General features: G+C 63.4%; 27 protein-coding genes. 8 read left to right on the top strand and 19 right to left on the bottom strand.

Going from position 1 to position 26,082, the window contains the following annotated elements; all coding sequences use genetic code 11:
- The first annotated feature begins 167 nt into the window (after positions 1–167).
- Positions 168–1,346, top strand: coding sequence for a sensor histidine kinase (locus ACO06O_RS12985; protein ID WP_421880380.1), 1,179 nt, complete (start codon positions 168–170; stop codon positions 1,344–1,346).
- Between the two features lie 62 nt (positions 1,347–1,408).
- On the opposite strand, the gene ACO06O_RS12980 is transcribed toward ACO06O_RS12985, so the two are convergent.
- Positions 1,409–1,813 carry a rhodanese-like domain-containing protein gene (locus tag ACO06O_RS12980; RefSeq protein ID WP_421880378.1) on the bottom strand — a complete coding sequence of 135 codons (405 nt, stop codon included), beginning with the start codon at positions 1,811–1,813 and terminating at the stop codon, positions 1,409–1,411.
- Entirely contained in the window at positions 1,810–2,733 is a 924-nt protein-coding gene (locus ACO06O_RS12975) for a LysR family transcriptional regulator (RefSeq protein WP_421880376.1), read from the bottom strand. Before ACO06O_RS12975 ends, ACO06O_RS12980 begins: the two co-directional genes overlap by 4 nt.
- Positions 2,734–2,807: 74 nt before the next feature.
- On the opposite strand from ACO06O_RS12975, the gene ACO06O_RS12970 reads away from it, so the two are divergent.
- The gene (locus ACO06O_RS12970; RefSeq protein ID WP_421880374.1) at positions 2,808–3,179 is read left to right on the top strand and encodes a cupin domain-containing protein; all 372 of its coding nucleotides are present in this window, start codon (positions 2,808–2,810) and stop codon (positions 3,177–3,179) included.
- Position 3,180: 1 nt separating this feature from the next.
- Positions 3,181–3,594 carry a VOC family protein gene (locus ACO06O_RS12965; RefSeq protein ID WP_421880372.1) on the top strand — a complete coding sequence of 138 codons (414 nt, stop codon included), beginning with the start codon at positions 3,181–3,183 and terminating at the stop codon, positions 3,592–3,594.
- A 55-nt stretch (positions 3,595–3,649) separates the two neighbouring features.
- Here the strand turns inward: ACO06O_RS12965 and ACO06O_RS12960 are convergent, their stop codons facing one another.
- From ACO06O_RS12960 to ACO06O_RS12900, 13 genes are all read right to left on the bottom strand, one after another.
- On the bottom strand, positions 3,650–4,267 hold the full coding sequence (locus tag ACO06O_RS12960) for a hypothetical protein (RefSeq protein WP_421880370.1): 618 nt from the start codon (positions 4,265–4,267) through the stop codon (positions 3,650–3,652).
- Between the two features lie 114 nt (positions 4,268–4,381).
- Positions 4,382–5,539: a hypothetical protein gene (locus ACO06O_RS12955; protein WP_421880368.1), complete on the bottom strand. Its 1,158-nt coding sequence runs from the start codon at positions 5,537–5,539 to the stop codon at positions 4,382–4,384.
- Between the two features lie 4 nt (positions 5,540–5,543).
- Entirely contained in the window at positions 5,544–7,202 is a 1,659-nt protein-coding gene (locus ACO06O_RS12950) for a PAS-domain containing protein (protein ID WP_421880366.1), read from the bottom strand.
- Between the two features lie 183 nt (positions 7,203–7,385).
- Positions 7,386–8,318, bottom strand: a complete 933-nt coding sequence (locus ACO06O_RS12945) for an FAD-binding protein (RefSeq protein ID WP_421880364.1) — start codon at positions 8,316–8,318, stop codon at positions 7,386–7,388.
- A gap of 24 nt (positions 8,319–8,342) precedes the next feature.
- Positions 8,343–9,095: an electron transfer flavoprotein subunit beta/FixA family protein gene (locus ACO06O_RS12940; RefSeq protein ID WP_420419777.1), complete on the bottom strand. Its 753-nt coding sequence runs from the start codon at positions 9,093–9,095 to the stop codon at positions 8,343–8,345.
- Between the two features lie 178 nt (positions 9,096–9,273).
- Positions 9,274–10,026 carry a hypothetical protein gene (locus tag ACO06O_RS12935; RefSeq protein ID WP_421880362.1) on the bottom strand — a complete coding sequence of 251 codons (753 nt, stop codon included), beginning with the start codon at positions 10,024–10,026 and terminating at the stop codon, positions 9,274–9,276.
- A gap of 7 nt (positions 10,027–10,033) precedes the next feature.
- Entirely contained in the window at positions 10,034–10,318 is a 285-nt protein-coding gene (locus tag ACO06O_RS12930; RefSeq protein WP_420419779.1) for a hypothetical protein, read from the bottom strand.
- 2 nt (positions 10,319–10,320) lie between these two features.
- Entirely contained in the window at positions 10,321–10,884 is a 564-nt protein-coding gene (locus ACO06O_RS12925; RefSeq protein WP_420419780.1) for a cob(I)yrinic acid a,c-diamide adenosyltransferase, read from the bottom strand.
- A 2-nt stretch (positions 10,885–10,886) separates the two neighbouring features.
- A complete protein-coding gene (locus ACO06O_RS12920) occupies positions 10,887–11,090 on the bottom strand; it encodes a twin transmembrane helix small protein (protein ID WP_420419781.1) in 204 nt (67 codons plus the stop codon).
- Between the two features lie 74 nt (positions 11,091–11,164).
- A complete protein-coding gene (locus ACO06O_RS12915) occupies positions 11,165–12,331 on the bottom strand; it encodes a M24 family metallopeptidase (RefSeq protein ID WP_421880360.1) in 1,167 nt (388 codons plus the stop codon).
- A gap of 48 nt (positions 12,332–12,379) precedes the next feature.
- Complete coding sequence (locus ACO06O_RS12910) at positions 12,380–13,321, bottom strand: nitrilase-related carbon-nitrogen hydrolase (RefSeq protein WP_421880358.1); 942 nt, start codon at positions 13,319–13,321, stop codon at positions 12,380–12,382.
- Positions 13,322–13,383: 62 nt separating this feature from the next.
- On the bottom strand, positions 13,384–13,788 hold the full coding sequence (locus tag ACO06O_RS12905) for an ACT domain-containing protein (protein WP_421880356.1): 405 nt from the start codon (positions 13,786–13,788) through the stop codon (positions 13,384–13,386).
- 88 nt (positions 13,789–13,876) lie between these two features.
- Positions 13,877–14,290, bottom strand: a complete 414-nt coding sequence (locus tag ACO06O_RS12900; protein WP_421880354.1) for a DUF1330 domain-containing protein — start codon at positions 14,288–14,290, stop codon at positions 13,877–13,879.
- 54 nt (positions 14,291–14,344) lie between these two features.
- Here ACO06O_RS12900 and ACO06O_RS12895 point away from each other — a divergent pair, with 54 nt between their 5' ends.
- Complete coding sequence (locus ACO06O_RS12895) at positions 14,345–14,944, top strand: TetR/AcrR family transcriptional regulator (RefSeq protein ID WP_421880352.1); 600 nt, start codon at positions 14,345–14,347, stop codon at positions 14,942–14,944.
- 59 nt (positions 14,945–15,003) lie between these two features.
- Here ACO06O_RS12895 and ACO06O_RS12890 read toward each other — a convergent pair whose 3' ends face one another.
- The 3 genes from ACO06O_RS12890 to ACO06O_RS12880 form a co-directional block, all read right to left on the bottom strand.
- The gene (locus ACO06O_RS12890; RefSeq protein ID WP_421880350.1) at positions 15,004–16,176 is read right to left on the bottom strand and encodes an acetyl-CoA C-acetyltransferase; all 1,173 of its coding nucleotides are present in this window, start codon (positions 16,174–16,176) and stop codon (positions 15,004–15,006) included.
- A 144-nt stretch (positions 16,177–16,320) separates the two neighbouring features.
- Positions 16,321–17,331, bottom strand: a complete 1,011-nt coding sequence (locus ACO06O_RS12885; protein ID WP_421880348.1) for an alpha/beta fold hydrolase — start codon at positions 17,329–17,331, stop codon at positions 16,321–16,323.
- Between the two features lie 46 nt (positions 17,332–17,377).
- Positions 17,378–17,920, bottom strand: a complete 543-nt coding sequence (locus ACO06O_RS12880; protein ID WP_421880346.1) for a hypothetical protein — start codon at positions 17,918–17,920, stop codon at positions 17,378–17,380.
- Positions 17,921–18,070: 150 nt separating this feature from the next.
- On the opposite strand from ACO06O_RS12880, the gene phaR reads away from it, so the two are divergent.
- The gene (gene phaR, locus ACO06O_RS12875; protein ID WP_421880344.1) at positions 18,071–18,691 is read left to right on the top strand and encodes a polyhydroxyalkanoate synthesis repressor PhaR; all 621 of its coding nucleotides are present in this window, start codon (positions 18,071–18,073) and stop codon (positions 18,689–18,691) included.
- A 79-nt stretch (positions 18,692–18,770) separates the two neighbouring features.
- Here the strand turns inward: phaR and ACO06O_RS12870 are convergent, their stop codons facing one another.
- The gene (locus ACO06O_RS12870) at positions 18,771–20,549 is read right to left on the bottom strand and encodes a putative bifunctional diguanylate cyclase/phosphodiesterase (RefSeq protein ID WP_421880342.1); all 1,779 of its coding nucleotides are present in this window, start codon (positions 20,547–20,549) and stop codon (positions 18,771–18,773) included.
- 404 nt (positions 20,550–20,953) lie between these two features.
- Between ACO06O_RS12870 and ACO06O_RS12865 the strand changes: the two genes are divergently transcribed.
- The 3 genes from ACO06O_RS12865 to ACO06O_RS12855 are packed head-to-tail and all read left to right on the top strand — an operon-like array spanning position 20,954 to position 26,081.
- A complete protein-coding gene (locus ACO06O_RS12865) occupies positions 20,954–21,823 on the top strand; it encodes an FAD binding domain-containing protein (protein ID WP_421880340.1) in 870 nt (289 codons plus the stop codon).
- Positions 21,820–24,576: a molybdopterin-dependent oxidoreductase gene (locus ACO06O_RS12860; RefSeq protein WP_421880338.1), complete on the top strand. Its 2,757-nt coding sequence runs from the start codon at positions 21,820–21,822 to the stop codon at positions 24,574–24,576. The genes ACO06O_RS12865 and ACO06O_RS12860 overlap by 4 nt, the downstream gene beginning before the upstream one ends.
- Positions 24,573–26,081: a 6-hydroxynicotinate reductase gene (locus ACO06O_RS12855; RefSeq protein ID WP_421880336.1), complete on the top strand. Its 1,509-nt coding sequence runs from the start codon at positions 24,573–24,575 to the stop codon at positions 26,079–26,081. Before ACO06O_RS12860 ends, ACO06O_RS12855 begins: the two co-directional genes overlap by 4 nt.
- The last annotated feature ends 1 nt before the right edge of the window (position 26,082 follow it).

Here is a 26,082-nt window from a genome sequence, read left to right as displayed (position 1 = left end):
GCCATTTCCGCATTCATTCTTTATAAACCAAATGGTCCGATCCTTATCGGACGATCCGTTATGAACCGCTGGTAAACGGGCGGGCCGGATCGGAGCCGCTGCGGAAGTCTAGCCTGCACGGTTTCGCGCCGGGGCGGAATTTGAAACGCTTCCATGGGTGGAGCCGCATGCCCGAAAAGGCTACGCCGATAACCGATGCCGTCAACGCGGCGCTGCATCTACGCGATGCAACAATTCTGCGTGAATCCATCCAGGAGTTTCCGGGCCCCGTCGCCGTTTATGACGCGGATGACCGCCTGATTGCCTGCAACGACCTTTACCGCTGGGTCCATGGAGACGCATTCCGCCGACTTGAGGCGGCGTCGTCGGACGGTCGAATCGACTATGCCGATCTCATCCGTGAATCGGCCAGACAGATTTTCGACCCCGAGGAAATGGAGGCCCATGTCGCCGACCGGGTCCGGGCCCAGCGCGAAGCGAATGGGGAACCGATGGACCGATACTATCCGGAACGCGGCTGGTTCCGGATCGTCAAGGTTCGAACGCCCAGCGGGGCGGTTGTAGGGTTCGCGACGGACATCACCGAATTAAAGGAAACCTCACTGGCGCTGGAACAGGCCCGCGCCGCCGCCGAGGCTGCGAACATCGCCAAGTCGGCCTTTTTGGCAAATATGAGCCATGAACTGCGTACCCCGCTGAACGCAATCATCGGTCTGTCGGAAGCTCTGGAACTGGGTGTGTTCGGTCCGATAGAGGACGAAAGACACCTCCGGTATCTGGGCGACATTCGCCAATCGGGGCACCATCTGCTGGCGCTGATTTCGGACATTCTCGACCTTGCCAAAGTCGAGGCCGGCGCGTTGGACATCAATTACGAGGTATTCGCCCTCAGTGAATTGATCGAGGAATGCCTGCATATGATGCAAACCATATCGGAACGTCAGGGGGTGGCGCTGCGCCTCGACGGGCCGGTTGTGCCCGTTCAGGTCAGCGCGGATCGCAGAAAAATCCTTCAGGCTCTGATCAATATCCTGTCGAACGCCGTAAAATACTCCCCAGGAGGCGGCACGGTCAGCCTGTCGGCCTTACTGGACGAGGATGGATTGCATTTGTCCGTAAGGGACCAGGGAATTGGTATCGAGGAGTCTCAGATTACCCGGATTTTTCAGCCCTTCGGACGCCTGAATCAGGCCCTGTCTTCCGCCGTAGAGGGGGCGGGTTTGGGCCTGCCGATCGCGCAACGCTTTATCGACCTGCACGGCGGCACCATTCGGGTGTCGAGCCGCGTCGGCGCCGGGACGCGCGTGACGATCGATCTACCGTTGAACCTGGTCCGCAGCGACTAAATCCGCCGACAACATTCTGCCCGCCGCCGTTCTTCTTGCGTCCGGACCGTCATGCCGTCCCGTTAGTCCGATTGCGGGGGCACGACCGGTCCGCCGGCCTCCGCCCAACCCTTGAACCCGTCCTTGATGTGGGCCACTCGCTCCATCCCCATTTCCTGCAAGGTCGAGACCGTCAGAGCGGACCGCCAGCCGGAGGCGCAATGGAACAGGAAGGTCTTGTCCTGGCCGAACTCCGGCTTGAAATAGGGACTGTCGGGATCGACCCAGAACTCCGCCATGCCCCGGGGACAGTGAAAGCTGTTCGGGATATAGCCCATGCGTTGGCGTTCCCGAACATCGCGCAGGTCGACGATCAGGACATCGTCCCGCTCCGCCATGGCGATGGCGTCCGTGCTTGCCACTTCCTCGATCTTTGCCCGCGCGGCGGCGACCAGTTCCGCCGCGCTCGTCTTCAGTTTCTTCGTCATTGGGGTTCCTCCTGGGGACACAATCCTTCGAACAGATCTTTCACGCCGCGAAACTCTTTGTGCAGGAACTCCGATAGCGCACGCACCTTGGCGACTTTGCGCAATTCGGGCCGCGTCAGGAACCACAGCGTGCTGGCCAGTTCTTCCATCGGCGGTGACACGCGGCGGAGCCGGGGGTCCGGATCGGCAAGGTAACAGGGCAGGATGCCGAGGCCAAACCCGCCCGCCACACCCTCGCAAACCGCCAGCAGACTGTCCGCCTTCAAAGCCGCCCGCGTATAGTGGCCTTGCGCGCGCAGCCAGCGGGCGGAGGCGAGATGGGACAATTGCTCGTCCGGGACGACCCAATCGGCCTGTGCCGCATCCTGCAGGGAGATAGGTTCGGACAGGCTGGGTCGATAGATGGCGACCGCGATGCCGCAAAGCTTCCGGCCGACCAGATCTTCGGGCGGCGTGCCGCCGGCACGGATCGCGACATCCACTTCCCGCTGGGCGATGTCGGCCATTGCGACGTCTATCAGCATGTCGATTTCGATTGCGGGCATGGCGTCTCGAAAGGCGCGCAGGACCCCGATCAGCGGGCTGCGCAGCAGGGTGTCGACTGTTGCCACCCGAAGTTCGCCCTCCGCCGCGATGTCCTGGTCGACGAAATGGCGTTCCAAGTCCTGGGCCTCGCGATCCAGCGTTTCGGCAACGTCGCGGATGGCCGCGCCGGCCGCTGTCAGCGTGATGCCGGCCCGGTCGCGATAGAAGAGCTGCGTGCCGAAGCGTTCCTCCAGCGCGCGTGCCTTTCGGAAGACGGTGGGATGGCTCATGCCCAGGCATTTCGCCGCCCCGGTCAGCGATCCCGCACGCGCGATCGCCAGAACCAAGGCGAAATCGCCGAGATCGAGCCGGTGTTCGATTTTGAAATCCGACATTGCAGACCTGGTACTGTCGCGCGGAACCAACCCTGCATACCATCGCGCCGTGCAACCGGGAAGGCGATGGAAAAATGAAATGTACGATCTTGGATTGGAGCGACCGGCCCCAACCCCTATCCAGCGAAATGCAGGGCGCGGCGTATGGAACCCGCACATCGTTGATTTTCAACCATCTGCAAGACGATGGGGACGGCGCTGCGCTGCACCGGCATCCCTATGCGGAAACCTTCGTCATTCGGCGTGGTCAGGTGATGTTCACCGACGGACAGACAAACACTGTCGCCCGCGCCGGTCAGATTGTGATCGTCGCACCCCATGTGCCGCACGCCTTCCGCGCCATCGGTGGCGAACCTGTCGAGATGCTGGATATCCACGACAATGGCCGCTTCGTCACCGAATGGCTGTCGTCTCCCCCAAACCCGTTCCATGAAAAGGACCAGTAGCATGACGAAAATGGTGTTTGTGAATTTGCCCGTTGCCGACCTGGGGGTCTCTATCCGCTTCTACGAGGCATTGGGCTTCGTGCGGAATGAACAGTTCAGCAATGAAGAGGCGGCGGTGATGAATTGGTCCGATGCGATCTCGGTGAACTTGATGACGCATGGTGCCTTCGCCGGTTACACGCCGAGACCCGTTGCCGATGCAAGACAGGCCACCGAAGTGCTGATCGCCTTGTCACGGGACAGCCGCGCGGAAGTGGACGCCATGGCCGAGGCGGCCGCCCGGTCGGGCGGGGCCGCGGATGTCCGGGAACCGCAGGATCTCGGCTTCATGTATGTCCGGGCGATCGAAGATCCGGACGGCCATATGCTGGAACCGGCCTGGATGGACATGTCCGCCATCGCCGCCGCGTCCTGATACGATTTTCGGGGCAGGAAGTCCGGCCGATGTTCGGGCGGTGCGGTTGGTTCGATCAGTCGAACAACTTCGCCGTCCGAACCTCCGGGTCGTGATAGGGGGTCGGCACATTGCCGACCAGGAACTTGGTGATCGTTCCCGATCCGTCATGCAGGGGCAGGACGACGCGATGCCAGGTCGCGATGGTCAGGTTCGGCGGCGGATTATGTTCCGTATAGATCGGTGTGCGTTTCTGAAGCACGGCTTCATAGACCGTGCTGAAGAACGCTTTCATCAGCGGATGCGCCTTGGTTTCCGATATGCGCAGGCCCGTCGAATCGAATTTGGCAATCTCCGCAATTTTCGATCCGAAAAGGCGGTATCGGAAATCCTGTCCGCCTTCCAGGATATCCAGAAGAATGATGTATCCCAAGGCGGGAACAAGGTCATAGGGGGCAAGGTCCGACGCCCGCATACCGACTTCGCCCTCCGGCACGCGGGCCTTCCAGTAATCGTACAGGAAGATGATCGGCTCGGTGACAAGGTCGGTGCGTTCGGGATTCCAGACAATCACGGGCTGGCTGATATCTGTACTGCTGAACCAAGCATCCACGGTGGAGGTGTCCCCCGTCGCCAGACGTGTCGCTTCAGACTGGATGTCCGTGAAACTTATCGAATTATACGGGATCGCCATGCCCACCCACGATAACCCTACATACTGTCGCGTTAATAGTGATAGCGAGGGTGCGATGCGGATTGCAAGAAGAATGGCCACGCATGCGTGTATCGGATAACGATCCAGGTGCGTTCATGCACCAGGAAACAGGATGCTGAGACAATAAGCGGCCAGGTCCCCCGATGAGCGAAACGCGGATCCGTCCCAGTCCGTGAAGGCGCGGGGGCGATGACTTTCGAACCAGACCGTCGCCGGCGTCGTACCGAATACGAATTGCAGAACCCATCGGTCGCGGTTTGCGGGAGGGCACCCTCGGTGCAATCCCTGGGTGTCCGCTATGAACCGCTTTCCCGCCGGTCCGGTGATGGCGTCCGGCGCGGTTCCGAACCATTTTACGACGTCCGCTTCCGATTTGCGGACGGTTTCGAAATACCATTGATCGAATGCCGCCTGATCGGGATTTCCGTCGGGTGGCCGTTTCGCCGAGATCGTTTCCAATCTATGGGTCGTCGGTACGAAAATGTGCGGCCCGGACTCACTGTCGACATCCGTCAGATAGATGAAAAGTTTACAGAACCGGTAGTTATCCAAGTCGAAATGGAACAGTTGCGCATCTCTCGCGTCCTTCGGCCCGGCCTCGCCGGCGAAGGATTTCCAAGCGGAGATGTCGGTCAAGATCGGCGGGGCGCCCAGATACCGGCGGATCAGGTTCAAATGCGCCGGCTCCACCGCAATCGGCAACAGACCCGGCATCCGCAGCAGTCGGGACCGCGGCACATAGGCCAAATTCCAATCCCGGCGCAGGATGTTTGCGTCGGTCGGCGTAGTCTCTCTCTCAGGACGACGGAGCGCGTCGGACGGCACCAGCGGCGATGCGTCCAAATAGGCCCGCATCGCCTCGGTCCGCTCGGCCGACAGGGGCGCGAGATCGGCATAGCCCCGGTCGCGAAGGGCATCGAGCGTGGGCGCGCGGTCGGCATCGGATTGCGCCGACGGGGGCAATCGTGCGAAGGCGTCGACGACGTTGGAAAATCCATTCGCCAGGTTAGGGTCGCGCAATCGATGGAAGAACCCGACTGCCTTGGTGTGAAGGCGGACGAGGTCCGCCCCCGGCAAATCCATCACCGCCGCGCCGCCGTAAAGGTCGGCGATGGGCTTCAGCCCCGGCTCCGACAGGACGAAACGGTGAAAGGCGCGGTACCATTCGATTGACCGGTGCATCGGGGTGGGGCCGGCAACTTGTCCCAGTTTCAGACCGGGCGTGTCATCCGCGTCGACGACGACCTTCATCCACTCAATCCAGCGTCCGTTCCGGGGGGAAATCCAGGTCCATCCGCGTGCCTATGCCGATCGTGCTGTGAACGGACAACCGCCCGCCATGCTCGCCGACCAAGCCGTTCACGATCGACAGGCCCAGGCCTGTCCCTTCCTGATTGGCCCGGCCTGTCCGGACCTGTGTGAACGGTTCCAGAATCTTGGCGACATCCTCCTTCGCGATACCGGGGCCGGTATCCGAAACGGAGATCGTGACGCCGCCCTTCTTGCGCCGGCGGGTAGAAATCCGGATCGTCCCGCCTTCGGGCGTGAATTTAACGGCGTTCGACAGCAGGTTCAGCAACATCTGATGAACACGCCGCGCATTGGCCTGAAGGCGTCCGGAATAGTCGGACAGATCCGATTCCAGCGACTGCGATTTCGATCCGGCCCTTTCCGCGACGGTCACCAAGGCGGCCCGCACGGCTTCCTCCAGATCCACCGGCTCGTCCGTGATAGCCGCTTTGCCGGATTCCATGCGCGCCATCTCCAGGATGTCATTGATCAGTTCCAGCAAATGGCTTCCCGACCAATGAATGGAATCCATGTACTCGCGATAGCGCTCATTCGCGATGGGTCCGAACATTTCCTGCCGGACCACGTCGGAATAGCCGATGATGGAATTTAGCGGCGTCCGCAATTCATGGCTCATCTGCGCCAGGAAACTGGATTTTGCCCGGTTGGCCCGTTCTGCGCGGTCCTTGGCTTCCGTCAGCTCACGCGTGCGCTCGGTGACACGGGTTTCCAGTTCGGCATTCGCCTCGCGCAGCAGGGCTTCCGCGCGCTTCTGCTCCGTCACATCGGTATAGGTCGTCACGAAACCGCCCGGAACCGGATGTCCGACGATTTCGATTTGTGAGCCGTCCGGCCGCGCGCGCACGAAGGCGTGAGGTTCGAACCGCCTTGCCGCCGCGATGCGGTCTCGCACTTGCTGTTCCGGATCGCCGGGGCCGTACTCGCCACGTAGGGCGTTGTACATAAGGATTTCTTCGAAAGGTATGCCCGGCGTCCCGAACCGTTTGGGGAGATCCAGCATCTCCAACAACCGGTCATTGGCGAGAACGACCTTCAGGTCGTTGTCGACCATGGTAATGCCGTTCGTCACGCTGTGCAGGACCGTTTCCAGGGTCGCGGTCTTCTCGCGAAGTTGGCGTTCGCGCTCGACCAGTTCGTCGCTGCGCGCGCGGACTCGGTTATCCAGGGTCTCGTTTGCCCGTTTCAGAGCTTCCTCTGAATTTCTCAGGGCGGTAATGTCGGTATAGGTCGTGACGAATCCACCGCCTTGGACGGGATTGCCTTCGATTAGAAGGACCAGCCCATCCGGTCTTCGGCGTTCGAATCGGTGGGGTTCGAATTGGCGGACCAGTTCCAATCGTTCTTGGACCAGGGTTTCAATATCGCCGGGCCCATACTCGCCGCGTTTAGCGTTGTATCTCAGGAAATCTTCTGCGGTCGTGCCTGGCCGGCCCATCCAGTCCGGAAATTCGAGTAGGGTCAGATACTGACGATTGCAGCAGATCAGCCGCAAATCCCGATCGAAATAGCTGAGGCCCTGATGCAGATGTTCGATGACATCCCGCAGCACCGGGCCGGCTGGGTCCGGCGCGCCTGTGATTTCCACATTCCTGCCCGCACACATACTCATTCACCTCGACCGCACCGAATGGGGCGATAGGGGGCGTTCGCTCCCGATTCCGGTCCTATCCTTGGAACTTAGACCGAACAGCCCAAACAAAACGTTAACGAATACGCAGGCCAAACGACAAACGAAAAAGGGGCGGTCCAACGGACCGCCCCTTTTGCAACACGTATTGTGTGAGGATCAGCCCAGTTCGGCCTCCAGGGCCGGAACCGCCTCGAACAGATCCGCCACCAGGCCGTAATCGGCGACCTGGAAGATCGGGGCTTCGTCGTCCTTGTTGATGGCGACGATGACCTTCGAATCCTTCATGCCGGCCAGGTGCTGAATGGCGCCCGAAATACCGACGGCGATATAGAGATCCGGTGCGACGACCTTGCCGGTCTGGCCGACCTGATAGTCGTTCGGGACGAACCCGGCATCGACCGCGGCACGCGAGGCACCGACCGCGGCGCCCAGCTTGTCCGCAACGCGTTCCAGCATGGCGAAATTGTCGCCCGACTGCATGCCGCGCCCGCCGGAGATCACGATCTTGGCCGACGTCAGTTCCGGACGATCGCTTTCGGTGACCGATTGGCCGACATAGCTGGACAGATCCTGCCCGCCCGTGCCGCCGACTTCCTCAATCGCCGCGCTGCCGCCTTCGGCCGCGACGGCGTCGAACGAGGTCATGCGGACGGTCAGCACATCGACCTTCTCGGCCGATTTGACGGTTGCGATGGCGTTGCCGGCATAGATCGGGCGCTCATAGGTCTTGTCGCCCAGGACGGCCGAGACTTCCGAAATCTGCTGCACGTCCATCAGCGCGGCAACGCGCGGCATGACGTTCTTGCCGAAAGTGTTGGCCGGGGCCATGACGGCGTCATAGCCATCGGCCATCTTCACGATCGCCGGGGCGACCGCTTCGGCCATTTGGTTGTCGTACTCTGCGCTGTCGGCGACCAGAACCTTCGACACGCCCGCGATCTTGGCGGCGGCGTCGGCGGCGGCCTTGCAGCCGGATCCGATAACCGCAACGGTGATGTCGCCACCGGCGGCCTGCGCCGCGGCAACGGTGTTCAGGGTGTGCGGTTTGACTTCCGCACCGTCATGTTCCGCGATGACCAGAATGCCCATCTGCTTTCTCCTTTTCGGTGCGGCTTAGCCGATGACTTTGGCTTCGTTGCGAAGCTTCGCGACCAGTTCGGCCACGTCGGCGACCTTGACGCCGGCTTGGCGCGGCGGCGGCTCGACGACTTTGACCGTCTGCAGGCGCGGGGTCGGGTCGACGCCCAGATCCGCCGGGGTCTTGGTGTCGATCGGCTTTTTCTTCGCCTTCATGATGTTCGGCAGCGAGGCATAGCGCGGCTCGTTCAGGCGCAGGTCGACCGAGCAGACGGCCGGCAGCTTGACCTTGATCGTCTCCAGGCCGCCATCGACTTCGCGGGTCGCCGTGGCTTCGCCGTCGCCGATTTCCAGCTTCGACACGAAGGTCGCCTGCGGCCAGCCCAGCAGGGCGGACAGCATCTGCGCCGTCTGGTTGGCGTCGTCGTCGATCGCCTGCTTGCCGCACAGGACGACGCCCGGGCCTTCGGCTTCGGCGACGGCCTTCAGGATCTTCGCGACGGCCAGCGGTTCCACTTCGCCGTCATGCTGAACCAGGATGCCGCGATCGGCGCCCATGGCCAGCGCGGTGCGGATGGTTTCCTGGCTTTGCTGCGGGCCGATGGAAACGGCGATGACTTCCTCGGCCTGTCCGGCCTCTTTCATCCGAACGGCCTGTTCGACGGCGATTTCGTCGAACGGGTTCATCGACATTTTCACATTGGCGGTCTCGACCCCCGTCTGATCCGCTTTGACGCGGATTTTGACGTTGTAGTCGACGACGCGCTTAACCGGCACCAAGACCTTCATTGCGGCGCGCTCCCTCTTCGTTTGAACGCTCGGGCATTAGCCCCTCAAATCGGAAGCTCCCGCCGCTTTGGGTGGGAGCTCCCATAGGATCAACGCGGATGTTTAGGAGGCCACACTAAAGCGGTCAAGCGTTGTAGGGCCGATTTTGCGCCGCTTTGCGACATCGGGGCGCAATTCGTCAAAGCACCCAAATGCCGACCTGGGTCTCGATTGTACTCCCATCGTGCCGCTCCCCCTTTGGCGCGATCGGCCAGTGCCAGGAAACCTTAGGGGCGGGAAGCAGCGCCTGTGCCGCCAGATTTTCATCGTCCACGACCGCACCTTTCCGGTCGCGGGTGATGCGTCGGGCGTCCGCGATCAGGATGGATTTGGCGGCCAGAGACTTCAGGTCTCGCACGTGATCCCGTATGATCTGTCCGGACAGGCCGTGTTCGAAGATCGGCGTCGACAGGCTGCGCCGGGCGATGGTGCGCAGCGGCAGGATCGGCAATTGCGATAGAAGATTGACCGACACGACATAGTCGGCCTCGTCAAATTCCCTCAACGGGTTGTCCGGCCGTACCCACAGGGATGTGCCGAGATACAGTTTCTCCGCCACGCCATGGACATCCATCAGCCGGTAGTCGGCGTTCTCCGGCAGATGCAATCCGCGCAGCCTCACGGCGTCGACCAGAATGACCCGTTTGCAACGCGCCGCGAGGTCCGGCAGCGGGACGTCCAGGCATTGGCCCGCCCCCAGGATTACGGCTGTCCCACAGTCTTTGGGCACATGATCGAGGATCGCCGCCTTGGTGTGGCGTTGATGGTCCGCCCAGGCACCGGCGCAGCGGCGTGCGCGGTGGCGAATTGCGATGGCTTCCGAAAGATACCCCAGCCGCCGCGCCCAAGGCGGGCAGGGCGTCGTCAGATATTCCAGGGCTTCAAGGATCATGGCCGCCCTATTGCGGCGGTCCGGGTGACAGGAATTCGATCGCGGCGATATACAGGAAGAAAATGGTCAGCATCACATACATGACGCGCTTCTGGAGCTCGATGAAGACCAGCCCCTCTTCGGTGTAGTATTCCGCCTTCTTCTTGAACAGGGAATCCTTGTGGCCGAATCTCGGGATGCCCGGCTTCAGATGCCGCCAGGCGAAGAATTGCAGGGCGATGCCGGCGAAGCAGCACAGGGCCAGAAGCCCCCAGGCCACGATATGCAGGATTTCGAGCAGCGACCCGTCCATGATCAGCGATTGGCCCCTGGGACCCAGAGAATATCGGCCTTGCCGCCGTCATTCACATGGCGTCCGAGTACGAAGAACAGATCGGACAGACGGTTCAGGTATTTGACCGATTCCGGATTGACCGGTTCCGCCTCCGCCAGGGCGACGACCAGGCGTTCCGCGCGGCGGGTCACCGTCCGTGCCAGGTGCAGATAGGCCGCGGCCGGCGTGCCGCCCGGCAGGATGAAGCTTTTCAACGGTTCCAGCGACGCATTGTAGCGATCGATCTCGTCTTCCAGGGTCTTTACCTGACTGGCTTCGACCCGCAGGGCGCTGGACCGTCGTTCGGTTCCTTCCGGAGTACACAGATCGGCGCCCAGATCGAACAGATCGTTCTGGATTCGGGACAGCAGCGCGTCGATCTCGCCCGTCGTGTGCTGACGCACCAGGCCGATCGCGGCATTGGCCTCGTCGACCGTGCCATAGGCCTCGACCCGCAGGTCGTGCTTGGCGCGCCGGGACCCGTCGCCCAGCGACGTCTGCCCCGCGTCACCGCCGCGGGTATAGATCTTCGACAGCGTGACCAAGGTCAGCCCCCGCTGCGCAACAGGCCGAGGGCGATCGCGAACAACACCAGGGCGGCCAGTTGCGCCAGGATGCGGTAGCGCATCAGGCGGTTGCCCCATTTGTTGTTGAACTCGCCGCCGCGCGCCATGGCGATGATCCCGGTGAACAGGATCCCCACCGTTGCCAGCATGGCGATGACCATCAGGATGATTGCAAATATCGTCATACCGAAACACTTAGCGTGACGCCGGGCCTTCGGAAAGGCCTAGTTCGGGCCGCGACACCCCGCCGCTGTACCGCCTACCACCACCGGATACGCGCGTCGGTCAGCTTTTCGATACCGTCCTCCGTGACGACCACGGTTTCCTCGAAATCGCCCAGATAGCCGTCTCGGGTCAGGGTCTTCTCGAAATTCAGAACCATGCCGGGCTGAATCTCCGTCTCGTCCCCAGGGGCGATCCAGGGCGAATCCCATCCCATGCCGATCCCGTGACCCAGGCCGGAGAAGACGCCGGTCAGCGGGAAGCCCAGTTCCTGCTGCTTCGCCTTGCCGGCGGCGGCCAGATCGGACGCCTTGGCGCCGGGCCGGATGGCCGCGATCCCCGCTTCGACCACATCGATCGCGGCTTCGAAGGCGGCGATCTGCGCATTGGTGGCATTGCCGATGGCGCGCGACCGGGAGACGTCGAAGACATAGCCGTCGACCACGCCGGATATGCCGAGCCGCAGCCAATGCCCTTCCGCCAGCGGGCGTGTCGAACCCCAGGTCGGGAAGTTCGACTTGATCAGAACCGGTTCGGGGCCGCCGGTGCCGGAGGCCATGAAGGAATTGTACAGGGCGCCGCCCGCCGCGTTCAGCACCGCCTGGCCGGCGGCGACGACTTCGCCATGGGTCGCGCCCGGTTTGGCCGCTTCCATCATGGCCTCGATGGTCCGCGAGCCGACCTGTGCGGCGCGGCGCAGCATGGCGATCTCGCCCGGGCTCTTGATCTTGCGCAGATCCGACAGGACCGTCTGGGCGTCCGGCCATTCCACATCCGGCAGTTCGGCGCACAGGGCCCGGAAGGTTGTGACCGGCAGGACGTCACCGCCGACGAGACCGACCTTACCCTTGTCCAATCCCGCCTGGCGCAGCGCCGCGACCGTCTCTTCCAGGACCAGATCGGTATACACCTGCTGGTCTTCCGGCATTTGGATGCGGCCGTCATCGGGAACGTCCCGGATCAGCATCGGCGCCCCGTCGGCGGGCAGCACCACGAAAGTATGGGCCCGCGCCGTCCATTGTCCCGGAAGGTCGGGAATGTAGGGGAACTGCGTATAATGGTTCGTCAGATAGAGGACATCGCCATAACGGTCCAAGGTACCGCCGCCCCGCGCGCAGATCAGCAACCCATCCAGCCCCGCCGCCTTGGCGGCTTCCGCCGCGCGGACCCTCCGCTCGGCGAATTCTTCCGGTCCCACCGTCATTCCAGATCCCCCCGGGGCTTGCGGATGTCGAAATTCGGTTGATACGCCCTATGCCGTTCGCTGAAGACGGTCGGCATTGCCGGTATCCATCTTCAGCCCGTCCGCCGACCAGGCGCCGGGCCAGACTTCCGGCTGGTTCTCGCGGAGCTTGCGGACCTTGCCGACGGGAATGTCGCGGGCATGCAGGCGCGGGCCCAGCGGATCGTCGGCGGGCGCTTCGCTGAACGGGCCGATTTCGGCGAACCGGCCATCGTATCCCAGATCCGCCTCGCAAGGCAGATAGACGGCGGCGCCGGACACGTTGGGGCGCGGCGTTTTCAGCGGCGTCGCCCCGATCACCCCGACCACCGCGACGGTCGTCATCAGTTCCACCGCCCGGGCCTTGGCGCAGCCGAAGACGCGGCTGTAGCCGGACTTCTTCTCGGTCATGGACGGGCACAGGATCAGATCGAGATCGGGCGCGGTCTGGGCCAGTTTGACCGACAGGGCGGGCAGTTCGATATCCAAGCAGGTCACGATGGCGCAGCGCAGGCCGTTCCAGTCGAAGACGCGCATGCCGCCACCCGGCCGGATACCCCAGGATTCCGGATCCTTTTCCGGCGGGGTCATGCACAGTTTGCGCTGGATCAGGGGCGCTGTCCCGCCGGCGGTGAACAAATGGGCGCCGTTGTTAAAGCCGCCATTTCCGTCCGGCACGGGCCAGGTGCCTGCCATGATGTCGATGCCGTGCTTGTCCGCGATCTTCTGAATGCCGTCGACGATGTCTTTCGCGGCCTCGGCCATACGGGCCGGTTCTTCGCGCACATCGATATCCGGCCCGGCATAGGTCAGCCAGATCTCGGAGACATATTCCGGCGCGACGATCAGGTCGCTGCCTGCCTGTTTCGATTCCTTGGCGACCGCATCCAGGCTGTCCAGCCAGTCTTCGGGGCCGGAAAGGTCCCGGCCCATATTCGTCGCCCAAAGCGTGATCGATACGGTCTCGGTCATGGTCATGATCCCCTGTTTGTGATCACAAATACCCTAGACCGGTATCGGGAAGCGGGCAAATATCAATCCGACGCGGCGTCCCGTGACAGGGATCTCAGCGCCGCCAACGCCGCCTCGGCATCCTGGATCGGGACAAATATGTGGTCGTGATAGAAGCCGGCGACGACATTCGCGGAGATGTCGTGCGCGGTCAGCTTCTCGGCGAAGGCGGCGGTCAGGCCAACCGCTTCCAGGCACGAATGCACGTTCAGGGTAATTCTTTTGAAGCGGCGATCGTCCGACAAACCGGCCCGATTTGCGGCAGACACGCTCAATATTACCGTATCGCCCTCATCCTCCCGGAACCGCATCAGCGGTGTCTCGGCAAACGAAAAGTCGGCAGGCACGGACGCGAACACATAAGCCTCCGCATCCAAGGTCGGTTCCATCGATACGATCAGTTTCTGAAGGTCTCTCTCGCCCGTCATTCCCAGAATTCCATTGTGTTTTGGAATTATGGCTACAATCCGGGGCAGACAGGGCCAAGCAAAAACTGACCGAACCGAAGTTTAGGGCCTAGTTGTCGCAGATCAGGACCTTCTGCCGCGCGCAGGCCGCCGTGCGGTGCGGAAATGCGGCTTGGTAATCCGGGTCATCGAGCAGACGCAGCAGTGCCGCCGCGTCGGGATAACGGCCGATCGCAACCAGATCCCAATCCTCGTCCTCCCCCAGAAATGCGCCCGTGCAGGGGGCGATCATCAGGAAGGTACCGCCGGCCTTCTGCATGGCCGGGATGCTGACCTCCGCATAGCGGTCGAAAGCCGCCTGGTCGCGGATCTTGAACAGGTTCAACAGTGTGATCGGTTGATCCGCCGGGCGATCAAGCAGGCGTTGCCACTGGGTCGAGGTGGGCGTCGCGCCGTCCGCCCCGTCGCCGTAAGCGGCGCTTAGGGCGATGGCCCGGTCTTGCACGGATGAGGTTGCATTCATGGCCTGGGCTCCATAGGATTTTTTGACACGCGTAAAATAATGAAAAATTGACAGATGTCAAAAAAATCAAAGTCGGACCGTACGAAAGAAGAAATTCTGGACGCCGCCTGGACACTGGTCTCGGACCGGGGGGATGCTGTGTCGATGGCGGATATCGCGGCGGCGGCGGGGCTGACCCGACAGGCCGTCTACACGCATTTCCCATCGCGCGGCGCGCTGTTGGTAGAACTGGTCCGGCATGCGGATAGCCGGTTCGAGATCTGGCAGGCTTTCCAGACCGCTATGGCGCGGCCCGATGCCGACGGCCGCTTCGACGGGTGCCTGGATGCTTGGTTCGACTTCGTGCCGCGCATTCATCCGGTCGCCACGGTCCTGATCCGGACGCGCATGCAGGACGCGGATGCTGCTGCGGCCTGGACGGACCGAATGGAGGCGTTGCGCGCCTTCCTCGCCAAAATGATGGAATCGGTGCGGGACGAGGGCCGGTTAGACCCGGCCTGGCAGGTCGCGGAGGCGTCGGACTACCTCTGGACAGTGATTTCGGTGCAGAGCTGGGACCTATTGGTCGGCGATTGCGGCTGGCCGCCGGAACGGGCGACGGCGACGTTGAAACAGGCTGCGCGCAAGCTCTTGCTGGCCGATCCGGCGGCCTGACAAACGAAACGCCCCGCCGATTGGGCGGGGCGTTCCGAAACCGATTAGGATCGTTGCGGTCAGCGCTCGATGCACATCGCGACGCCCATGCCGCCGCCGATGCACAGCGTGGCCAGACCTTTTTTCGCGTCCTGCTTGATCATTTCATGCAACAGCGTGACGAAGACACGGTTGCCGGACGCGCCGACCGGGTGGCCCAGAGCAATGGCACCGCCATTGACGTTCACCTTGGCCGGATCCCAGCCCATATCCTTGTTGACCGCCAGGGCCTGGGCCGCGAAGGCCTCATTGGCTTCGATCAGGTCCAGGTCGTCGACGGACCAGCCGGCTTTCTCCAGCGCCTTGCGGGACGCCGGGATCGGGCCGGTGCCCATGATCGCCGGATCGACGCCGGCGGTGGCCCAGGACACGATCCGCGCCAGCGGGGTGATGCCGCGCTTGGACGCCTCGTCCGCCGTCATCAGCACCACCGTCGACGCACCGTCGTTGATGCCCGATGCGTTACCCGCCGTGACCGTGCCTTCCTTGTCGAAGGCCGGGCGCAGCTTGGCCAGATTGTCGATCGTCGTCCCGTGCTTGGGATATTCGTCATCGGACACTGTCACTTCGCCCTTGCGGGTCTTGATCGTGACCGGCGCGATCTCGTCCTTGAACTTGCCGGCCTTCTGGGCGGCCTCGGCCTTGTTCTGGGAGGCGACGGCGAATTCGTCCTGCTCTTCGCGGGTCAACTGCCACTGGCGGGCGACATTCTCGGCCGTGTTGCCCATGTGATAGCCATTGAAAGCGCACCACAGGCCGTCCTTGATCATCGTGTCGACGAAGCTCAGGTCGCCCATCTTCTGACCGTTGCGCAGATGCGCGCAATGGGGCGCCTGGCTCATGCTTTCCTGGCCGCCCGCGACGACGATGCTGGCGTCGCCGGTCAGGATCGACTGCATGCCCAGCGCGACGGCGCGCAGGCCCGAACCGCAGAGCTGGTTCATCTGATAGGCGGTTTTTTCGTACGGGATACCGGCGTCGATCGCCGCCTGGCGGGCCGGGTTCTGGCCGGTGCCGGCGGTCAGGATCTGACCCAGGATCACCTCGTCGACTTCTTCCGGCGCGACGCCCGCGCGGTTCAACGCTTCCTTGATGGCCACCGTGCCCAGATAGGAGGCCGCAACGCCGCTGAGCGCGCCATTGAAGCTGCCGACGGGGGTGCGGGCCGCACCGGCGATAACGATATCGGTCATTTGGGGTTCCTCCTGTCAGACGTTGTTACGCCGCAAGCGCGCGGCCATCGAAGGCGTTGCCGCCTCCTTCGTCAACCATTGTTGCGCCGCACAATAAACCTGTGCATTGCGCTGGATCAACCATCCAGTCAGGCCAACCAAGCACTAGGCCTGTGCCGCCGCGTCCGGATCGTCCAGAAACTGTGCCAAGGGTGCCCAAACCCTATCCGGGGCGCTGCGGGCCGTGACCATGCCGATATGGCCGGCCTTCGGGGTCAGGACCGAACCGCGCGGCAAGGCGTCGGCCAGGGCGCGGGCGGAAGCGGGCGGCACGATCCGGTCACCTGCCGGGATGATCGACAATGCCGGCTTGGCCCAGTCTTGTGGCAGAACCGCCAGGCCGTCCACACGCCACAGGCCTTTTGCCGGGCTGTTCTGGCCGTACCAGCGGCCGATACATTCCCGTGCGACCGGGGCGGCAAGGGCGACCCCGTCATTCAGCCAATCCTCCAAGGCGACGAAAGCGGTCGCACTCTCGTCACCCGGTGCCATCGACGCGAAGGCCCCGAATTTGCGCAGCGCCAGGGTCGGGTCCAGGGCGGCGAACAGGGTCTGCAAGACATCGACCGGCAACTCGCCGAAGGCGGCTAGGCTCGGCTCCAATCCGGGCAGCAGCGCGGCCAGGCCCTTGGCCTGGTCCGGCCTGTCGGCGTGAAAGTCCCAGGGCGTCGCCATGAAGACCAAGGCGTCGATGCGGGAGTCGACCCCTTGGGCCGCGGCGAGGGTCAACAATCCCCCCATGCAATAGCCGATGGCGGCGACGGGCATGGCCTCCGCGTCCGAGGCCGTTACCATGGCGCGGCGCAGGCGGGCGATATAGTCGCCCAGGGTGAAGTCCCGTTCCATTTCCCCAGGCGCGTCCCAATCGACCAGAAATACGGAATGGCCCTGTGCCGCCAGCCATCGCGCCAGGCTGCGCTCCGGGCGCAGGTCTAGGATATAGGCGCGGTTGACCAGGGAGGGGACGAGCATCACCGGGATGCGGGTGTTCTTCCTACCCGTACGGAAGCGGCGATAGTCCAGCAGCCGCGTCGTTCCCTCGCGCCACAATACGTCCGGTTCTTCGACCGAACGCCGGTAGGGATGGACGCGATAGGCTTGAATGCCGTCCAGCATCCGGCGCAGCCGTTCCCGCGCTTCCGCCTCTACGGCGATCGCGAAATCAGGTGCCGGGGCCGCCGGCTCCCCGCTTTGCGGTCCCCCGTTTTGCTGCCGATCGTTTGCCGGCCGGCTTTTTCGTGCCACCGCCGCGCTTAGAGCCGCCGCCGTCTCCTCCAGCGCCGGATTCCAGGCGATTGAGCCGTTGTTCAAGGCGAGCGAGGCGGCGATCGAGCTCGCGTAGAAGCCGCTCGCCGCTGTCAGATGAACCGGCAGCGGCCGTGGACCCGTGCGATGGGTCGGTGGTGGAGGGCTCATCGGAGGTTCCATCCGTGTTAGGGCGTTGGGCGGGCTGCATCATGCCGGTCCAGACGTCGGCGGCCTGACGAAATGCCGCCATCGGGTCCTTCGCCGGATCGCCGCCGCCGGCCACGCCCGGGGTGAGCTGCTGCCAGACGGCCATGGAATCCTGGACGGATTTCGCCAGTGCCGGATCCGCCGCCATGGCGGAAAGCTGGTCCTGCCAAAGGTCGGCGAAACGCCGCGCAAGGTCGGCGAAATCCTCTGCCGCGTCCCCATCCTGCTTGTTGTTTTGGTTCCGTGTCATGACCCGGCGACTATAGACGCAAAGCGGCGGCGGCGAAAACCGACATGCGCCTATTGCACCGCAGCGCGGACGGGTGCAAACTTTCCGCATAAGTAAGTCCGGCGCGTTCCGATCTGGGAAGAAGCGCACGGTCAAGCGGGGTTTGGTGAGATGAACCAGGATAAGCCGACTAGCGGCAAGGCGTCTTCCGGCACGGAAGGCGATCCGATTACGATCAAGAAATACGCGAACCGGCGCCTCTACAACACGGCGACCAGCAGCTATGTGACCCTGGATCATCTGTCGCAGATGGTGCGCGAAGGCATCGAATTCGCGGTCTATGATGCGAAGTCCGGCGAAGACATCACGCGCGCCGTCCTGACCCAGATCATCGTGGAAGAGGAAAGCAAGAACGGCCAAAATCTGCTGCCGATCAGCTTCCTGCGCAGTTTGATCGGGTATTACGGCGACAACATGCATCGCATGATGTTGCCGCAGTATCTCGATTTCTCGATCCGGTCCTTCTCGCAGAACCAGGAGAAGATGCAGGATTACATGCAGGAGACCTTCGGTTCGGTCTTCCCGTTCGGCTCGTTCGAGGAAATCGGCAAGCAGAACATGGCGATGTTGGAACGCACCATGCAGATGTTCTCCCCCTTCGGCGGTGAGACCGAGGGCGCGGCCAAGCCCGAAGCCAAGGCCAAGACCGGCGGCGACAAGGTCGAGGCGCTGGAGAAGCAGGTCGAAGAAATGCAGAAGCAGCTTCGCGCCCTGAAAGAAGGCAAGGACTAGGCCCGTCCACGCCTTGACCGGGGCGGTCTAACCCAAAAAATCTAAACGGGGATGAAGCGGTCGGTGGCTGTGCCGCCGGTCAGGACTTTTTGCCCTTGGCGTGCAGCGAGACGACATTGGTGCCGCGTCCGCCGGCTGTGCCGGTTTTCTTCGGCTTCTTGCCGATGCGCCATTCCGGCTCAACCTCGGGCTTGCCGAAAAACCAACCCTGAAGATAATCCGCGCCTTCGCCGGTCAGAATGTCCGCTTCCTCGCCGGTTTCGATACATTCGGCGACGGTCTGCAGTCCGAAACCATCCGCCAACCCAAGCAGGGTGCGGATGAACATCTGGTTTTCCCGGTTCGTGGCGACGTCCGTGACGAAAGCCCCGTCGATCTTCACCACATCGACCGTCAGCGATTTCATGTGGCGGAAGGACGTGTAGCCGGACCCGAAATCGTCCAACGCGACCTTGCAGCCCAGATCCCGAACCGAACTGACGAAGCGCGAGGTGACGTCGAAATCCTCCAGCGCCGCTGTCTCGGTGATTTCTATGGTCAGGCGTTTGGCGATGTCGGGCCGGCCCTTGATCAGGCTGACCAGCGTCCGCAGCCAGGCCGGGTCGGTGACCGTCAGGCTGGAGACGTTGACGGCGAGGCGCACCTGATTGTGGTGCCGCAGATCGGATACCGCCAGTTCCAACGCCCGCAGGTCGAGCGGGCGGATCATGCCCAGCTTCTCGACGATCGGGATGAACTGCCCGGCCGAAACGATCTTGCCTTCCTCGTCGATCATGCGGATCAGCGTTTCGTAATAGGCGATCTCACGCGATTTGGCGTCGACGACGGGCTGATAGGCCAGCACGATCCGGCCCTCGTCGAGGGCCTTCATCACCTTTTCGCCCAGCGCGATATTGGTGCGCTGACGCAGCCGCTGCTCCTCGGTCACCTGATAGGCGATGAAGCAGTTGCGGCCTTGTGCCTTCGCCTCCGACAGGGCGCTTTCCGCACCGGTCATGGCGTCCAGGGCTGTGCGGATGAAGCCGGGGATCTGCGTGCCGCCGACGGACACGGTGATATGAACCGGGCCGCTGGGGGTCTCGATCGGGCTGGACCGGAAGGAATCGAGGATTTTTTCCGCCGTGATCTGCAGGCCCTGCTCGTCGCAATGGGACAGGACGCAGCCGAAACGGTCGCCGCCGATCCGGCCGATCACGTCGGTGACGCGCAGGCAGCGTTCGATACGCTGACCGACGCCGATGATGACGGCATCCGCCGTTTCATGGCCATAGCCGTCATTGATCATCGACAGCTTGTCGATCCCGATCGCCAGATAGCCGCCGGAAACCTTGTAGCGTTCGTTATAGGACAGCGCGTTCTGCAGCGCTTCGCGCAGCCGCACCTTGTTCAGATGGCCGGTCAGATCGTCGTAATTGGCGCGGTGTTCCAGCAGGCTTTCCTGCTGTTTGCGGCCGGTCACGACGCGCAGCGTGCCATACATGCAATCCGGTGCGCCTGACTTGTCGTAAAGCGCGCCGCCCCGGTCATGAACCCAGCAGAAAGCGCCGTCCTTGCGGCGGATGCGGTATTCGCAGTCATAGGCCTTGCCGGTTGCGAAATGACGGTTCAGCACCTGCAGGCGCCGCGCCAGATCTTCCGGATTGATGCGTTCACCGAAATTTTCGCCGGTCAGGATTTCGTCGAAGGAATCGGTCCCGAGCGCGGTTTTGGGATTTCCAAACCAGTCGATCCGGTCATCTTTGAGATTCCAACGGTAGCCGAGATCGCCCGACGCCCCCAGGGCCAGACCAGCCAGGGTATCGGACTCCCGCGATTTCGACCCCTCTTTCGACAACCGGTCACCCTCCTCAAGGACCATGCGGGTTTCCCGCGCACACGTTTAGAGGGCCGAAACCCTCTCACCCCCCAAAGTTTCCCATCCTCAAGAATGACCCGAGCGCACTGTGCCCGCATTCAGATTAAATTTCAAGGCGTTATTGAAATGCCTTAAATTCTGTCTGCACCGATCGGCGGTTCTGCGGAATGCTCTTTATGCGATATTCGGTGTGCGTCTCCGGTACAATCTTTGGTATGGATCATTCTGGTGGTGAGCGGATACTGGCCTGTTATGTTTAACAAATCCTTACCGGCGCCGGTCGCCGTCACTGTCGCATACCGCGCATTGCTGGCTGATCTTATTTCCCTGTTGCGGGCCGGACCATTCCGGCGCACACTTCATATGTATACAAACAATAATTGGCCACAGGGTTTGGGAGTATGGCGGTGACGGGACCTTATATAAGGCCGGCCGACCTCTCGGTCGCGCTGGAGATTCTGACGGCGGAGCCGGACCGCCGAATTGTCGCAGGTGGCACGGATCATTATCCCGCCCGCGTTCAGCCCATGCCGGAAGACCGTATCCTGGATGTCACCGGCATTGCCGGATTGCGTGGCATCTCTGTTAAAGACGGCGTGGTCCGTATCGGCGCGACCACGACGTGGTCGGACATCCGCAATGCGGCAAGTTTGCCCCCGGCCTTCGACGGATTAAAGGCAGCGGCGGCGGAGGTCGGCGGCCGGCAGATTCAGAACCGTGGGACCCTTGCCGGTAATCTGTGCAATGCCTCTCCGGCTGCCGACGGTATCCCGCCGCTGCTCAGCCTGGATGCGCAAGTCGTGCTGAACGGCCTGTCCGGCGCGCGCCGTCTGCCCTTGTCCGACTTCCTGACAGGGTATCGAAAGACCGCCCGCGCCGCCGGGGAACTGCTCACCGCGGTTGAGGTCCCGTTGCCGCAAGCGGCGAATCGTGGCGGCTTTCTGAAACTGGGCGCGCGGCATTACCTGGTGATCTCCATCGCCATGGTCGCGGCGGTATTGAAGCCGGACGCGTCAGGCCGGATCACACAAGCGGCGGTATCGGTCGGGGCCTGCGGTCCGGTCGCCTGCCGCCTATCGGAGCTGGAGGCGGCGCTTGTCGGCGCCGATCTTGCCGACGATCTGGGGGAAAGGGTGACCGACGCCCATCTCGCGGTCCTGTCGCCGATCGACGATCCCCGTGCCAGCGCGGCCTATAGGCGCGACGCGGCGAAAACCCTGGTCCGGCGGCTGCTGACCGAATTGAGCGCGGGCTTTAGCGCGAAGGAGGCTGCATGAGCGAACGTCTTGAAACGCCCCCGCTCTCCCTGACCGTCAATGGCGTTTCGCACCGAATTGACCAGTCCGGCAGCAAGCGGTTGAGCCGCCTGCTTCGGGACGATCTGGGTGTTCAATCGGTCAAGATCGGGTGCGACGCGGGGGATTGCGGCGCCTGCACGGTCCTGATGGATGGCGAGCAGGTCTGCGCCTGCCTGGTCCCTGCCGGACAGGCCGACGGTGCGGAGATCGTCACGGCCGAGGCGTCGAGCCTGCCGGTCCTGGAACGGCTGCGCGACGCGTTCGACCGGCATGGCGCCGCGCAATGCGGAATCTGTACGCCCGGTATGATCATGGCGTCCGCAGCCCTCCTGACGCGCGACCCGAACCCGCCCCGGCAGCAGGTGATGGATGCGCTGGGGGGCGTGCTCTGTCGCTGTACCGGTTATGCGAAGATCGTCGAAGCGGTTCTGGACACTGCCGGGAACGGCCCGGTGCCAGATCACCCCGACGCCGGATGCGCGGTCGGCAGCCGCCTTTCCCGCCTGGATACGACCAACAAACTGACCGGCCGCGAGGCCTATGGGGCCGACAATTGGCCGGAAGATTGTCTGAGTCTGCGGGTTGTGCGGTCGCCGCATGCCCATGCCAAATTCGTCCTGGGGGATTTCGCGGCGCTGCATGCGAAATGGCCGGGTCTCGTCCGTGTCCTGACCGCCAAGGATATTCCCGGCCGCAACGGCTATGGGATCTATCCGCATATCAAGGACCAGCCGGTCCTGGCCGACGGTCGGGTCCTGTACCGGGGGGATGCGGTCCTGGCACTGGTCGGCGACCGGGATACGATCGATCAATTGCCGGATGCCGACATTCCCATTTCCTGGGAAGTCCTGCCCGCCGTGACGACGATGGATCAGGCGACGGCGGATGACGCGCCGGTCCTGCATCCGGGGCAGGCGGAAAAGAACACCCTGATCCGCGGCCGGGTGGTGCGCGGCGATGCGGAAGACGGCATGTCCCAATCGGCCGCGACGGCAACAGGACGGTTCCGCACCGCCTTCGTCGAACACGCCTATATCGAGCCGGAGGCCGGCTACGCCGTGCGCACCGGCGACCGGATCGAGGTCTACGCCTCGACCCAGGCACCCTATATGGACAAGGAGGAAGTGCGGGACGTGCTGGGCATCACGGATGCCGATGTGCGCATCGTCCCGACGACATGCGGCGGCGGCTTCGGGGGCAAGCTGGATGTCGGGGTCCAGCCGATCCTGGCCGTCGCGGCCTGGATCATGGGACGCCCAGTTGGCACGGTCTATTCCCGTCCGGATTCCATGCGCGCCAGCACCAAACGTCATCCCGCCGATGTCGAAGCGAGCCTGGGCGCCGATAAGGATGGCCGGCTGACGTCGATGATCTTCCATGCGGATTTCGACACAGGCTCCTACGCGTCCTGGGGGCCGACGGTTGCGGGGCGGGTGCCTGTGCATGCGACCGGTCCGTACCGGGTGCCTCATGTCCGCGCGACCAGCCGTGCGCTGCACAGTAACAACCCGCCGTCCGGCGCGTTCCGGGGCTTCGGTGTGCCCCAGGCGGCCATTGCCAGCGAAACCCTGATGGACGACCTCGCGCTCAGCCTGGGCATCGATCCGCTGGAATTCCGGCTGATCAACGCGATCCGGCCCGGGGACATGACGGCGACCGGTCAGGTCATGGGCCCGTCGTCGGGGCTCGCGGAATGTCTTGAGGCGGTGCGCCCGCGCTGGCAGGAATGGCGCGCGGCGGCCGAGGCCGCGAATGCAGAAGCCAGCGGACCGATCCGGAAAGGGGTCGGTATCGGCTGCATGTGGTACGGCTGCGGCAACACCTCCATGTCCAATCCGTCGCGCATGCGCGTCACCGTCGACCGCGACGGGGTCTTCACCCTGTATAACGGGGCAGTCGATATCGGTCAGGGCAGCTACACGATCATGCCCCAGATCTGTGCTGACGCGCTGGGCGTCCCGGTGTCCCTGATCCGTCAGGTCACCGGCGATACCGATCTGACCTATGATGCGGGTAAGACTTCGGCGTCGCGCCAGACCCTGGTTTCCGGTCGTGCGGCCCAGGCCGCGGGCGCATCCTTGCGCGCTGAAATCCTGAAACGCGGGAATGCCGGTCCGGACGCGAGGATCGTGTCGGACGGGCCGGTCCTGCGTCTTGAGGATACCGACGGCGTCGTCCGGCATTTGGACCTGCGGGACCTGACAGAGGGCGCTTCCGGCGCGGTCCTGGAAGGGGAAGGCACCTACGATCCGCCGACCACGGCGCTGGATCAGGACGGGCAGGGGATTCCCTATGTCTCCTACGGCTTCGCGGCACAGATCGCCGAGGTCGCGGTCGATATCGAATTGGGCACGGTGAAGACCCGTCGCATGGTCGCGGCCCATGATGTCGGCCGCGCGGTGAACCCGATGCTGGTCGAAGGGCAGATCCATGGCGGCATCGCCCAGGGATTGGGCCTCGCCTTGATGGAAGAATACCTGCCGGGGCGCAGCGAGAATCTGCACGACTATCTGATCCCGACCTTCGGCGACATGCCGGAGATTGAGTGCATTCTGGTCGAGGCCGAGGACCCGGAAGGCCCGTTCGGGGCGAAGGGGATCGGAGAGCCCGCCCTGATCCCGACCGCGCCGGCCATTCTGGGCGGTATCCGGCACGCGACCGGTGCGCGGCTGACCCGGGTGCCGGCATTGCCGCACCGTGTCCTGGAAGCGATCCGGGGGGCCGGATCATGACGGAAACCCGCATCGCGCCCGCAGTCGAGGCGGCGCCGCCAGACCCGAAGGAAAAGGGCGCGGACATCGTCCGGTGCGATGCCTGCCCGGTCCTGTGCCGCATTCGGGAGGGCCGCAGCGGCGCCTGCGACCGCTATGCCAATGAAGGCGGAAAGCTTGTGCGCACCGATCCGCTGGTCCTGATGGGCCGGTCGATCGAAAACGAAACCGGCGAACTTGTACCCTTCCTGAAGGATGGCGAAGGCTGGTCGGGCAAGCTGACCGCCGACGCGCCGGTCTTCGTCTCCGGCATCGGGGCGACGACGACCTATCCCGATTACAAGCCCGCCCCTTTCATCGTCGGCAGCCGCTGGCAGGGTGTGGACACGGTCACCGTCGTGACGGAAGGCATTTTCAGCTATTGCTCCGTCAAGGTGAAGATCGACACCGACCGGCATCTCGGCCCGGAACAGGCCAGTGTGTTGTGCGATGGGGAGCCGGTCGGGCATGTGACCACGGCGGAATACGGATCGCAGATGCTGTCGCTGGGCGGCGTGCGCCATCTGACCGGCGGGTCCAAGAAGGAAGGCGTCGTCACCTGCGCAACAATGCTGTCGCTCTGTAATAAGGAAGCGGTCGAGCTGGAAATCGACGGCGGCGCAAAGGTCGTCGTCCAGGCGGGACAGGCGCCCATCGTCGACGGCGAGGCTGAGGAGCGGATGCGGGTCGGCTGCGGTTCCGCCACGATCGGCATCTTCGCCCAGCAATGGCACGGTCACGCGGATGAGGTGATTGTCGTCGACGACCATATCACCGGCGTCCTGAGCGAACATCAGGCCGGCGCCTATCTGGACATGAAACCGGCCGGCATCCGGGTGCGCGGGCGCAAGTCGACGCCGGGCCGATACTTCCAGGTCGCGGAGCCGGGCTCCGGTTGGGGCGGGACGGATATCACCGATCCCTTGTCGATCATTCAGAAGATCGATCCCAAGACCGCCTGGCCCGGCCTGCGTCTGCTGATGGTCAGCACGACCGGTGAAGACGCGATCTATTGCGAGTTGGACGGCGATCTGGTGCCGGTGCCGAAGGTCATGCCGGACCCGTTGCAGATCGTCGTCGACCGGATCGCCGAGAATTGCGAACCGGCCCTGTGCTCGGTCGCCTTCGTCGCCGGGGCGGGCGGCAGCCTGCGCGCCGGGGTGACGGAAAATCCGGTGCGCCTGACCCGGTCGGTGCGCGATGCGCTGACCCGCGTTACCATGGGCGGCGCCCCCTGCTACCTCTGGCCTGGCGGCGGGATCACGGTTATGGTCGACGTCATGAAGATGCCTGACAACAGTTTCGGCTCCGTCCCGACCCCGGCGCTGGTCGCGCCGCTGGAATTCACCATGCCGCGCCAGGATTTCGCGCGGCTGGGCGGTCATACCGGGTCGATCGTGCCGCTGGAGGATTTGACGGATGGCCGCGTCGCGCTGCGCGCGGAGGCCTGGCCCGCCGGCAATCCCTGGCCGATGGGAGGCGCTTGAG

This window comes from Pacificispira sp. (assembly GCF_965228185.1).
Classification (GTDB): Bacteria; Pseudomonadota; Alphaproteobacteria; order UBA8366; family Aestuariispiraceae; genus Pacificispira.
This window is presented reverse-complemented; position numbering and strand designations above follow the sequence as displayed.